Origin of the sequence: Marinomonas pontica, assembly GCF_036322735.1 — a bacterium.
GTDB classification, from domain to species: Bacteria; Pseudomonadota; Gammaproteobacteria; order Pseudomonadales; family Marinomonadaceae; genus Marinomonas; species Marinomonas pontica.
This window is the reverse complement of sequence record NZ_AP027271.1, coordinates 1,631,676-1,643,465: the sequence shown is the minus strand read 5'-3', so window position 1 is coordinate 1,643,465 and position 11,790 is coordinate 1,631,676. Positions and strand designations below refer to the sequence as shown.

General features: G+C 44.1%; 12 protein-coding genes. 2 read left to right on the top strand and 10 right to left on the bottom strand.

Going from position 1 to position 11,790, the window contains the following annotated elements; translation table 11 throughout:
- Window positions 1-42: 42 nt before the first annotated feature.
- Window positions 43-783, top strand: a complete 741-nt coding sequence (locus AABA11_RS07680) for a spermidine synthase (RefSeq protein ID WP_338266761.1) — start codon at window positions 43-45, stop codon at window positions 781-783.
- 88 nt (window positions 784-871) lie between these two features.
- Here AABA11_RS07680 and pgm read toward each other — a convergent pair whose 3' ends face one another.
- Window positions 872-2,521, bottom strand: a complete 1,650-nt coding sequence (gene pgm / locus AABA11_RS07675; protein WP_338266758.1) for a phosphoglucomutase (alpha-D-glucose-1,6-bisphosphate-dependent) — start codon at window positions 2,519-2,521, stop codon at window positions 872-874.
- Between the two features lie 114 nt (window positions 2,522-2,635).
- Window positions 2,636-3,760 (bottom strand): beta-ketoacyl-ACP synthase III, encoded by a 1,125-nt coding sequence (locus AABA11_RS07670; protein ID WP_338266756.1) that lies wholly within the window; start codon window positions 3,758-3,760, stop codon window positions 2,636-2,638.
- A gap of 256 nt (window positions 3,761-4,016) precedes the next feature.
- Here AABA11_RS07670 and AABA11_RS07665 point away from each other — a divergent pair, with 256 nt between their 5' ends.
- Window positions 4,017-5,162, top strand: coding sequence for a patatin-like phospholipase family protein (locus tag AABA11_RS07665; protein WP_265727831.1), 1,146 nt, complete (start codon window positions 4,017-4,019; stop codon window positions 5,160-5,162).
- On the opposite strand, the gene murI is transcribed toward AABA11_RS07665, so the two are convergent.
- Genes murI through AABA11_RS07625 form a run of 8 tightly spaced genes read right to left on the bottom strand, consistent with a single transcriptional unit; the run spans window position 5,159 to window position 11,749 of the window.
- Window positions 5,159-5,968 carry a glutamate racemase gene (gene murI, locus AABA11_RS07660; protein WP_338266753.1) on the bottom strand — a complete coding sequence of 270 codons (810 nt, stop codon included), beginning with the start codon at window positions 5,966-5,968 and terminating at the stop codon, window positions 5,159-5,161. The two genes, AABA11_RS07665 and murI, sit on opposite strands and share 4 nt — an antisense overlap.
- 1 nt (window position 5,969) lies before the next feature.
- The gene (murB, locus tag AABA11_RS07655) at window positions 5,970-7,052 is read right to left on the bottom strand and encodes a UDP-N-acetylmuramate dehydrogenase (RefSeq protein ID WP_338266751.1); all 1,083 of its coding nucleotides are present in this window, start codon (window positions 7,050-7,052) and stop codon (window positions 5,970-5,972) included.
- Window positions 7,053-7,061: 9 nt separating this feature from the next.
- On the bottom strand, window positions 7,062-7,538 hold the full coding sequence (locus AABA11_RS07650) for a low molecular weight protein-tyrosine-phosphatase (protein ID WP_265727828.1): 477 nt from the start codon (window positions 7,536-7,538) through the stop codon (window positions 7,062-7,064).
- A complete protein-coding gene (locus tag AABA11_RS07645) occupies window positions 7,535-7,732 on the bottom strand; it encodes a Trm112 family protein (RefSeq protein ID WP_265727827.1) in 198 nt (65 codons plus the stop codon). Before AABA11_RS07645 ends, AABA11_RS07650 begins: the two co-directional genes overlap by 4 nt.
- Window positions 7,725-8,762 (bottom strand): tetraacyldisaccharide 4'-kinase, encoded by a 1,038-nt coding sequence (gene lpxK, locus AABA11_RS07640; RefSeq protein ID WP_338266746.1) that lies wholly within the window; start codon window positions 8,760-8,762, stop codon window positions 7,725-7,727. The genes AABA11_RS07645 and lpxK overlap by 8 nt, the downstream gene beginning before the upstream one ends.
- The gene (locus tag AABA11_RS07635) at window positions 8,759-9,181 is read right to left on the bottom strand and encodes an ExbD/TolR family protein (protein ID WP_265727825.1); all 423 of its coding nucleotides are present in this window, start codon (window positions 9,179-9,181) and stop codon (window positions 8,759-8,761) included. The genes lpxK and AABA11_RS07635 overlap by 4 nt, the downstream gene beginning before the upstream one ends.
- Window positions 9,178-9,804, bottom strand: a complete 627-nt coding sequence (locus tag AABA11_RS07630) for a MotA/TolQ/ExbB proton channel family protein (RefSeq protein ID WP_338266744.1) — start codon at window positions 9,802-9,804, stop codon at window positions 9,178-9,180. Before AABA11_RS07630 ends, AABA11_RS07635 begins: the two co-directional genes overlap by 4 nt.
- 13 nt (window positions 9,805-9,817) lie before the next feature.
- On the bottom strand, window positions 9,818-11,749 hold the full coding sequence (locus AABA11_RS07625; protein WP_338266741.1) for a ComEC/Rec2 family competence protein: 1,932 nt from the start codon (window positions 11,747-11,749) through the stop codon (window positions 9,818-9,820).
- Window positions 11,750-11,790 lie beyond the last annotated feature (41 nt).

The following is an 11,790-nucleotide window of genomic DNA, read 5'->3' as shown; positions in this document are numbered from 1 at the left end:
CGTTTGGAAAGCAAACGCCATGCTTAAACTGAAAGGAAAATAATGAGTCACCATAACTTACTACATGACAGCGCTGATGAATTGGGCCCTATTCGCATTTTTGACGATGGCCAATATCGTATTTTGTCCTTTGCCGAAGGTGACGAGCAAAGCCGTATTCGTCTTTCTACGCCTCATGTTCTGCAGCATGAATACACTCAAGCCATGATGCTGCCGCTGCTATTTTGCGAACCGAAACGTGTATGCATTTTGGGGTTAGGTGGCGGCACACTACTCAACGCATTGCATCATTCCGTTCCGGCAATACACATTACCGCAGTGGAACTTAGGCAAGAGGTTCTGGACGCTGCGGAAATGTATTTCAAGCTACCAAGAGGGAAACGCATCAACTTAGAGGTGGCGAACGCCATTGATTATATTGAGGCAGGATTGACCAAAAAAGTCGACATACTCATGACAGATCTCTACAACACGGAGGGCATGGATCGTGGAGTATTACAGGCTAGTTTTATCGCAAATTGCGCAAAAAACATCAAAGAAGACGGCTGGTTAGCCCTTAATTGTTGGGTAGATCATAAAAATAACCAAGAACTCACCGACATCATTAAACAACATTTTAACGATGTGCGGGCGCTAGACACAGGAAGTGGCAACTGGGTGGTTATCGCTGGCAAACGTGCCAATCACGACAATGCAAAGGAGCTGAAAAACACGGCACAAAAACTCAGCGATAAGTTGGGCTTTCAATTAGGAAAATGGCTCTCCCGTTTATCTGAGATCTAAGCGGTAAAAAACCCTACCCCTAAAAAAATAAAAACGCCGTCTATTTGCTCAAAATAAACGGCGTTTTTGATGTCGTATCGTGCGTTAATTACTTAGCAAGTACGCTGTCCACTAGCGCTTTTGCTTCTTTTTCCAATTCATCAAGATGCTCTTCTGAAATAAAGCTTTCTAAATAGATTTTATACACATTTTCGGTGCCAGACGGTCGGGCAGCAAACCAACCATTTTTGGTGGATACTTTTAAACCACCAATGGCGGCATTGTTTCCTGGTGCGTGTGTCAAAGCAGACACAATGTCCTCACCAGCCAATTCCGTTTGAGTGACATCTTTTGCGTCTAATGCACCCAAGAGTGCTTTTTGAGCCGGTGTCGCCGCAACATCAATACGCTTATAGAATGGTCTCCCATATTTGGCTACTTGCGCTTCATACAGTGTCTGAGGGTCTTGACCTGTGACGGCTAAAATTTCAGCCGCGAGCAACGCCATGATGAAACCGTCCTTATCCGTTGTCCAAACGCTGGCGTCTTTACGGAGAAAGGAAGCGCCTGCACTCTCTTCTCCACCAAACGCCATGGTGCCATTGAACATTCCCTCAACGTACCATTTAAAGCCAACAGGCACTTCACAAAGTGGTCGCCCTAATCCATCAACCACGCGATCTATCATGCCACTGGACACTAGGGTTTTACCAAATTGAATTTTTTGTGGCCATTGCTTGCGGTGCTGGGATAAGTATTCAATCGCGACAGCCAAATACGCATTTGGATTCATCAATCCAAAACCAGAACACACAATACCGTGTCGGTCATAATCAGGGTCGTTTCCGACGGCGATATCAAAGTCATCTTTTAACTTTAACAATCCTTGCATGGAGTAAGGAGAGGAACAATCCATCCGAATTCTGCCGTCCTTATCCCTTGGCACAAAGCGAAAAGTAGGATCGACTTCTTTATTAACAACCGTTATGTCCAAGCCATATTTTTTTGCAATCGGCTCCCAATAATGGATACCTGAACCACCCATTGGGTCAACACCAATACGGATTTTTTTATCCGCGATGGCTTTCATGTCTATGACATTTTCAAGGTCATTAACGTAATGATTAATGAAATCAAACGGTTCGATTAAACCACTGGCTTCCACCTCATCGGGCGAGAAACGCTTAACACCTTGTAAGTCGGCTTCTAATAATGCATTCGCTCTTTTGGCTACCCAGTCGGTAATGTCTTTATCTGCTGGGCCGCCTTTACTTGAATTGTATTTAATACCGCCATCTTCTGGCGGATTATGAGAAGGCGTAATAACAATGCCGTCACTCATGTCACTGCCTGACGCTTGCTTGTTGTGCGTTAATATTGCATGCGAAATAACCGGCGTTGGCGTGTAGCCGCCATTTAACTGCGTACGAACTCGCACACCATTGGCTGTGAGCACGCTCACCGTGGTTTGAAAAGCCGCTTCAGACAAAGCATGCGTGTCCTTTCCTAAATATAAAGGACCGGTGATGTTTTGAGATTTCCTGTATTCGGCAATAGCCTGAGCAATGGCCAATATGTGGTGTTCATTAAAGCTGGTGGATAGCGCACTGCCACGATGGCCTGATGTGCCAAAGCTGACACGTTCGTCTGGATTTTTTGTGACAGATGGCTTGTTAAGATAATAAGCCGACATGAGTTCTGGGAGGTTTACAAGTAAGTCATGAGATGCAAGCAGCCCTGCTTGAGGATGAATTGCCATATTTAAAAGCCCTATTGAGTCTTTGAAACCGATGCGAATAGTCTCCCTTATAATCACATCTGTTTCAATGACTTAACCTAGCTAGTTATTAAAGGCTTACAAAAGAATACGCAATTAACGCTTACGCAATATCAAACTACCAATGGAATACCCAGCGCCAAACGAGCAAATCACACCGATATCGCCAACCGAAAGATCATCATGAAATTTCGCAAACGCAATTATTGACCCGGCCGAGGCAGTATTGGCGTATTCATTAAGCACCACTGGCGCCTCCTCCAGCGTTGCATCTCGCCCTAATAACCGCTTGCTGATCAATAGATTCATGTTGATGTTCGCTTGATGCAACCACCATCGTTTCAACTGCGACACCTGAATGCCTTCACTCTTCAAATGGTTTTCAATGTGGTCGGCGGCCATTGGGCACACTTCCTTAAAAACCTTTCGACCATTTTGATGAAAAAGCATGTCGGCTGAATAGGGTTCTTCATCCGTAACACGCGTTGTGTAGCCAAAATTAGAGCGAATATTATTTGAATAAGACGTAATGCACTTGGTGCTTAGCACATCAAATGAATGTGTTGATTGGCAGGTTTGACTGCTTTCTACTACTACCGCCGTTGCCACATCACCGAAAATAAAATGCGAGTCCCTGTCCATATAATTAACTTGCGGCGACGTCAGTTCTGGATTGATTACCAACACCCCTTTTGAGGAACCCGCTTTAATGGCATCCACCGCCCTTTGCAAACCAAAGGTCGCTGCGGAACACGCCACCAGCATGTCAAAACCAAACCCATCAATACCAAGGGCAGATTGAACCTCTATAGCAATGGCAGGATAAGAGCGCTGTGTGTAAGCACATGACACAATCACCATATCGATGTCACTTGGGACTTTATTAGCGGCCAGCAAGGCTTTCTTTGCAGCGGCTATGGCCATCTCTGCTTGATGGGAAACTTGCTCATCTCCTCTAACGTCTAAAATAGGACGCATGCGATCAATGTCCAACGCACCTTCTTTTGCATAGATATAGCGACTCTTAATGCCTGATGCTTTTTCAATAAATTCAGCACTTGAAAGAGGCTTAGCGTCTACCTCTCCCAATGCGATCGCTTGACTGTTCTCAACATTGTAACGTTCCGCCCAAGCATTGTAGCTGTCGACAAGCTCTTCATTGGAAATGCTGTGTTCAGGTGTCCATAACCCAACACCGCTTATAACAACAGAAGTATTCATGAATTCACCTTTCTTATTATTTTAACCGTAATATTGTCATCAAAAGTATAGATGAGATTGTGTACCACATCGTCAGTCCAGTCCACAAAATGTAATAACAAAAGCGCCATGTCATTCGATTTGTTGATATCTCTTAATGGCAATACTACCAATATACGCCATACTTATATGTAAATGAGTAGTTGTTTTTATAGGAGAAAGTGATTCACTATGAGATAAATTCTTTGCTTAATCAGGGTCGAAGAAGTGAGCTTTTATGAAGAAAAATAATGCATTAATCTTATCTGGCGGTGGCGCTCGCGCTGCTTACCAAGTTGGTGTTCTTTCCGCCATGGGAAGACTTTTACCCAAAAATACCCCTCTACCTTTTCCAATTTTATGTGGTACTTCAGCGGGCGCTTTAAATGCGACGATGCTCGCTTCCTATGCTGACAATTTTTCTAAAGCTGTTTCAACGCTTGCTTTTGTTTGGCGGCATCTAACTCCAGACCAAATTTACACAGTTGGTCGATGGCCAGTGGCAACCTCGGTGACCAAAACACTCATGTCACTATTCCACGTGCACAACCATGACACTTCTATTGCTTTAATGGACAACAGCCCGCTCAAAGAATTGCTCACCAATCACTTGGATTTCTCGAAAATCAACATCGCCATACAAAATGAGCAACTAAAAGCGTTGGCCGTTACCGCCATGAGTTACAGCACAGGCGAGTCAACCACGTTCTTTCAAGGCTCTTCTGAGCTACAGTCTTGGCAAGGCAACCGCCGCAAAGGCATTGTTGCAAACTTAGGTGTCGATCATTTATTAGCCTCCAGCGCTATCCCTACTATTTTCCCAGCCCATAAAATTGACAAACACTATTACGGTGATGGCGCAATTCGACAAAAATCGGCTATTTATCCAGCTCTAAAGTTGGGCGCAGATAAACTCTTTATCATTGGTGTAAGCGGAAACAGAAGTGCAAAAAAATGGGCGATACCAGACACAACTGTTGATTCAAGCGCCCCAAGTATGGCGCAAATACTTGGGCAACTCTTAAACAGTGCATTTATTGACAACTTAGAAGACGATATTTATCAGCTGGAAATCATGAACAGTCTTATTCGAGACTTACCGGAAGATAAAAAGGCAAAGCACCAAAACCTTCCCACAGAAACATTAATTATTTCTCCATCAGAAGAGCTGAACGCCATTGCGCACCATTACCTTTCCACGCTTCCAAAAAATATTCGTGTATTGTTAAAAGCGGCAGGTGGGTCAACGTCTGAAAAAGTGAGTTCGGCAGCCAGTTATTTGCTATTTACACCGCAATATTGCAAAGCACTAATGGACCTAGGCTATCAAGACGCCATGTGGGAAAAAGATAGAATCATTGATTTTTTCCAGAAAGAAAGCTAAATCGCGACTGTTTTTTGCAGTGTAATCGCCTCTTTATCTTCAACCCAAGTAACCAAACGCGGGTGGTTTTGGGAGGACATCGTATTGCACAACTCGATATTGCCACTCACTTGATGAGTCTCAGCAAATAAACCGCCAACCTGATCTGGATACGACTCTGCTAGGCGGCGCATAAGTTGTGCCGTGACCCCTTCACTGGGTTCGATAATTTCGCATTCCTTACCAAGCGCCTGTTCAAATACAGGTTTCACTAAAGGATAGTGAGTACAAGCAAGCACCAAAGTATCGACTTTTTCACTTCGCATTTTTTCGCAAAGCTGCTCTATTGTAAGCTTTATTTTTTCTTCTGTTTCTGGCCAAGCGTCAATATCAAAAGCAAGCGTTGAACTGGACATGACAAACACGACACTGTCTGACTTCCAAAGCTCAATCAATTGATTCAAACGGGCACTTTGCGCTGTAACTGGAGTGGCCAGAACAGCCACTTTACGCTGTTTGCTTAATCGAAATGCTGGTTTAACGGCAGGCTCAACTCCCACAACGGGCAACTGCGTTGAGGCTCGCAAAACATCAATGGCTGCCACCGTTGCTGTATTGCAAGCCACCACAATGGCATCTACTTTTTCACGCTCAAAGAACTTCCCTACTTTGACCAATCTATCTTGCAGTTCGTCAATGGTTTTACTGCCATAAGGTGCGAAAGCATCGTCAGCCAAATACACTAAATTCAAAAAAGGATGCTTTTTGTGAATCGCATTTAAAATGGTCAAACCACCGGCACCGGAGTCCATGATACCCACTTTCACTCTAACCTACCTCAACACTTGAGTATGCTGATTGAGGTAGCTGCACCGGTTCCCGCTCCAACAGAACACCATACTTATCATTAACAGAAAGCTTAATTTGCGCCTCCAAGTCGAGCAGCGAATCAGCAAGAGATTCAGAATAGTTTACCAATACCAAGGCTTGTTTATCGTATACGCCAACACCCTGAAACACTTTACCTTTCCACCCTGCCTGATCAATCAGCCACCCTGCGGCTAACTTATAACCCGCTTCGAACGGAAATGATACAAGGCTTGGGTATTGCGCTTTTAACGCATCGTGATGTTTTTGATCAACTATAGGGTTTTTAAAAAAACTGCCTGCATTACCTATAGCAAGAGGGTCGGGTAATTTTTCACTTCTGACTTGGCAAACAAGATTAAAGACTGATTCAAGGCTAGGAATGCCTTCTATCCGTTCAGACAAACCACCGTAATTTAGTTGTAGCACCCCTTGTTTTTTTAACGATAATTCAATTGCCGTGATTAACAAGCTGCCTTTCCAGACGCCTTTGAAATGGCTGTCGCGATAAGCAAAGCCACAGTCATGCCCAGTAATCCAATACACATCACCCGTCGTCGTATTAATCACTTGCACACGAGCGATGACGTCTTTAATTTCAACACCATAAGCACCAATATTCTGAACAGGCGCCGCTCCAGCTGTACCGGGAATCAAGGCCAAGTTCTCAATACCAAACCAGTGTTGTGTTACGGCATGCTCAACGACTTGATGCCAATTCTCTCCTGACGCAACCGTAAGACTGACTTGATTGCCAGCTTGCTCTCTGGCACTGATGCCAGTCAAACGATTTATGATGACCAATCCAGGTACATCAGCAGCAATTAATACATTGCTGCCACCACCGATCATAGTGATTGGCTGTTTAAAATGCTTCGCCCACGCTAACAAGGCCTTTAACGACTCTAAATCTGTTGCAGTTGCTAGAAACTCAGCCAGATAGTCAAAGCGAAAAGTATTGTACTTAGCCAATGACACCTGTTCCTGAATGGACTCTTCTGCTTGTACAGCAGCAAAATCGGTTATGTTGAATCGCATTTTCATTAGACGGACTTAGTCTTCTCGGCTGGAAATAAGGTGGTGAACAAAAGCGTTAGCGATGGTCTTTAAATGCGAACGCATCTGAGCAAACCCATCTTGACCACCGTAATAAGGATCGACGACTTCTCCAAAATCAGCGATGTGATCAAACTCACCAAACATAACCAATTTAGCTGGGCTGTTTTCAGGTTGAATTTTCTGAAGATTGGACAAATTTTCACGATCCATCGCAAGAATCCAATCAAATGCGTAAAAATCATCAACCGACACCTGCCTTGCCTTTTGTTGCTCAATATTAATATCGATCTGCTGAAGAGCGAATACAGAACGAGGGTCTGGTGGATTTCCGACGTGATAGGCCGCCGTACCCGCAGAGTCCAATTCCAAAAAAACGCCTTGCTCATTCGACACAGACTCTAAAATCCCTTGCGCAGCTGGCGATCTGCATATATTCCCTAAACATACAGTCAGGACTTTATACGACCTCATTTTGCTGAACCTGAATCCAAGCGCTCTTCAGACGTTAGAGTGCGAGCTTCTGTTTCAAGCAATACAGGAATACCGTCACGAACTGGGTAAGCCATGCCACCCACTTTACTGATCAATTCTGTGCCGTCTTTGCTTAAAGTCAGTGACGCTTTGGTTACAGGGCAAACTAGAATGTCTAATAATGTTTTATTCATAAGAAGATACCGCTTTTATTGTGTTTAGCTTCTCTAAAAAAGCCTGTTTAAAAGGTTCTGGTAGCACCAAAGAAACGGGTAAATACCAGATATTTGAATTTCTTAACCCAAGAGCTTTGCACTTAACAGCGTCTTTTTCCGTCATAAGTACGGCGCCTTCTTGGGGGATATCTGTTGCAGTAAACACATGATGATCATTGAACCACTGATGCGTCACTGTGTTGAGATCTAAACCAAGCTGGCTCAAGGTAGCGAGAAAACGTTCAGGATTACCAATACCAGCCATAATGTGCCAAGATTTCTCTTCCAACAGCGCTTTTTGTGCATCGCGTTGCCGATCACCATTCAGAGACACCAACGTTGTCGATGCAAGCGCCGTAAGCACAACAGAGACTGGCAATTGTTGTAGAGGCAATGTCATCTTGCTTGTCACACTGACAACAAAATCCACGCTTGAAAGCCGTTCGATAGGTTCTCTTAACGGACCGACAGGCAACAACTGACCATTCCCAAGACCACGAGATGCGTCCAACATAGCCACTTCAATATCTCTGTGTAACTGATAGTGCTGCATACCATCATCACAAATAATGATGTTTACATCGTGCGTAGCCAGCAAATGCTTTACCGCCTCATCCCTTTTTGGGAAAACAACCATAGGGCAGGCTGTTCTGCGAGCCAGCATGACAGGTTCATCACCGACATCGAGTGCAGAGCTATCGGGAGTAACCTGAGTGGGTACCTTAACCTTCACGCCATGACCTCTAGAAACAATCCCTGGACGATAGCCTTGTGCCAAAAGCAGTTCGCATAATGCGACCACCATGGGTGACTTGCCCGTTCCGCCAACACTGATATTTCCGACAACAACCACAGGCACTGGTGCCCGGTAAGAACGCTCAGGAAAATCTAGAAAAGCTTGACGCTTATTGCGTACATGACTTCGGATCAAAGGTTGCAGCGGACGAAACACATAGGTCCAGCCGCAGCGACCATACCACGAGCGAGTAAACAAGGATTCCAAACTCACTGGATCGGCTCTTTTTGCGCAGTATGAGCAAGCTTCGTAATACCCAAGGTTGCCGCGGCATCATACACCCTTAATACCATGTCATAGGACGCTTTTGCGTCAGCCGTGATAATCAAAGGTCGAGTAAAGTCCCCTTCTGTTACTTCTTTCAAGCCTTGTACTAATGTACTGACTTTTTCGTTAATCAAAGTCTGACCATTAATGACATACTGACCATCTGCGGTAATGACCAACTCTACATTTTGAGCACGATCAGTACTGGGTGCATTTGATGTGGCTGTTGGCAGGTCAATTGTTAGCTCTGTGCTTTGATTAAAGGTTGTACTAACCATAAAGAAAATGAGCAGGAGAAAAACAACGTCAATTAATGGCGTAAGATTAATTTGAACGTCATCTATTTTTTGACGTCTAAACTTCACTGAGCCACTCCCGTCTTATCACGGTCACCATGCAAAGCATCGACCAACTTTGTAGATTGCTGCTCCATAGTCACCACAAGCTCATCAATCTTGCGACTAAAGAAACGATGAAAAATTAATGCTGGGATAGCCACACCAAGCCCAGCAGCCGTTGTTAGTAAGGCTTCCGATATACCACCTGCTAATAACGCGGTATTTCCAGCCCCACTCTCCATCAATACTGAAAACACTTTAATCATACCCACGACCGTCCCTAGCAAACCCAGCAAAGGAGAAATTGCCGCAATCGTCCCAAGAGTATTCATAAAACGTTCTAATTCATGGATGACATGACTGGCTGCTTCTTGGACGCTTTCTTTCATGGCACCACGGCCGTGTTTGGAGTTTAACAAGCCTGCAGCAAAAATAGACGCCAACCCAGTTTTGGCTTGCATGGTGCGGATATATTCCAATGTCATACGGTCATCCCGAAGACGTGCCATCACATCTGAGAGCAGACCGTTCGGCGCAACAGCCGATTTTCGAAGTGTCCAGAAACGCTCTAAAATAATGGCCAGCGCAAGAATAGAACAGGCCATCAATGGCCACATGAAAAAACCACCAGTTTGAATAAAGGCTAACACATCGCTCTCCAAATTAAGTTTGAATGTAATTTAACACACTCTCTAACTTTTCTACACGCTTGCAAGTGTCAGATTTTAAGAGAAAAAATGAATAGATACACGCAGAATGTCGCAAAACTGTTCGATCATTTTCAAAGAAAAACGATAACGATTCATGATCCTCAACAATGACCCAATCGACCTTTAACGCCGTCATCATCGCCATAATTTGAGTCGACGCATATTTTCTCAAAACCACCCATGACACATTCAATGACAGCAATTGCTCAGGAGTCATTGCTGTCATATCGGCCGGAGACAACAAATAGACACGATTTTGAGCAGGCATGACATAGCCATCAAACAACAACCGATTTAAATCATGGGCCGCCCAAGAATCCACCATCAGTACTGTGGATTTATCTTTAACCATAAGACGACCATCTGAATTAAAAATGGTGAGATTCGCCCCATTTTCTTCAATAAAAGCAGAAGCAAACAGTGTGCTCCAAATACCCACCACACACAACAAGCCCCGCTTCAATGGGCTTTGATACACCCAAAACCCGATCAAAAACAACATCAATAAGCGCGGAGCACTCGAAGCATATTGTTCAAAAGGCAACAAAGGCAGCTCGAATGCCAGCCAATCAACACCACCAATAATTAAGCGCAGTATTACATCCAATATTGAATAGCTGAGATCGGTACCCACAACAACCACTTCAACACATGCTGCAATCCCCCAAGGAAACCAAACAAACGCAGCAAACGGGATCAAAACAACATTGGTCAAAATAGACACACTGGAGATGGCCTCTTGCCAGCCAAGAATCAATACCATAGACGCAGTGCTCAGCATGAGCTGCACCATCAACAAACGAGACAATTTAACCGTCGTTTGACAGTACCCAATCAATAGAAAAACCATGCTGAAAGACAACCACAGACCAGGACTTAGAATCGATCTCGGCTCTACTAATAATATTAGCCATAAAGCAAAAATAATAATGCCATGAGGGGATGCTTTGAGTGCCAACATTCGAGCACATAAATACACACTCAACATAATAGACGCCCTCACAACTGGCTCGCCCCAATTGGTGATATAGGCATATCCAAACAGCATAGGAATAACAATCGCAGCATCACAATGCCAACGGGTCAAACCCGACAAGAGCATTTTTGCAGGTAACAATAGCCAAATGACTCGACTAATGAGTCGGCCGATGACGAACATAAACCCCGTATGTAACCCAGAAACAACAAAAAGATGTGCCAAGCCAAGCGTTCTAATGACCCAAGTATTTTTTTCACTCCACAGGTCGTTTTGACCTAACAATAATGCCTTAGAAAAGCGCCAGCTATCATAGCTTTGCAACGCACTATCGAGCCGATTTGTTAACTTATCTCGAACGTTATACGGACTATTATCCAATCGTTCTATTTCGCCATCTGCAAATTCGACTGTAATCTGTGCAGCTTGCCGTTTGACATACAGTTGCCGCTGCCACCAAGCCCCCTCTTTAGCAGGTATAACAAGCCTAGCCGTTCGCCCTTTATAAAGTAACGAATCATGCTGATTTGATGTATGTGGAGCGAATTCTCGTAGTGTAAAGTTATCTTGGGAGTGCCAATTACCGTTGGCCGTTTGGTAGGTTATAGCAATGGATTGCCCCTGAATCGCACCCTGTAATTTCGTCAGCAATGGCTCGGGAAAGGTCAGTTTTCGATCATCAAAATCCACCCAAACAATAGCGCCATCAAAGACAGGAAAGGGCTCGGGTGAATTGAACTCATGGAAAAATACTGAAAGTAAGGAGAGAAGTGTCAAAAAGAAAACTATTAAACGCTTTGTCCATATTAAGTAGAGACACATGATTATGATGTGAGTAGAATAGGCCCACAAATAATCGCTCGGCACCAATATGGCGCCCATCAATATGGACAAACTACTTAGTAACATAAGACCTCCTTGTCTTAAATTGCTAATTTTTTAATACCTGA

Coding starts and splice junctions, on each gene's coding strand:
- AABA11_RS07680 (WP_338266761.1), top strand. CDS start 43: ATGAGTCACCATAACTTACTACATGACAGCGCTGATGAATTGGGCCCT.
- pgm (WP_338266758.1), bottom strand. CDS start 2,521: ATGGCAATTCATCCTCAAGCAGGGCTGCTTGCATCTCATGACTTACTT.
- AABA11_RS07670 (WP_338266756.1), bottom strand. CDS start 3,760: ATGAATACTTCTGTTGTTATAAGCGGTGTTGGGTTATGGACACCTGAA.
- AABA11_RS07665 (WP_265727831.1), top strand. CDS start 4,017: ATGAAGAAAAATAATGCATTAATCTTATCTGGCGGTGGCGCTCGCGCT.
- murB (WP_338266751.1), bottom strand. CDS start 7,052: ATGAAAATGCGATTCAACATAACCGATTTTGCTGCTGTACAAGCAGAA.
- AABA11_RS07650 (WP_265727828.1), bottom strand. CDS start 7,538: ATGAGGTCGTATAAAGTCCTGACTGTATGTTTAGGGAATATATGCAGA.
- AABA11_RS07645 (WP_265727827.1), bottom strand. CDS start 7,732: ATGAATAAAACATTATTAGACATTCTAGTTTGCCCTGTAACCAAAGCG.
- AABA11_RS07625 (WP_338266741.1), bottom strand. CDS start 11,749: ATGTTACTAAGTAGTTTGTCCATATTGATGGGCGCCATATTGGTGCCG.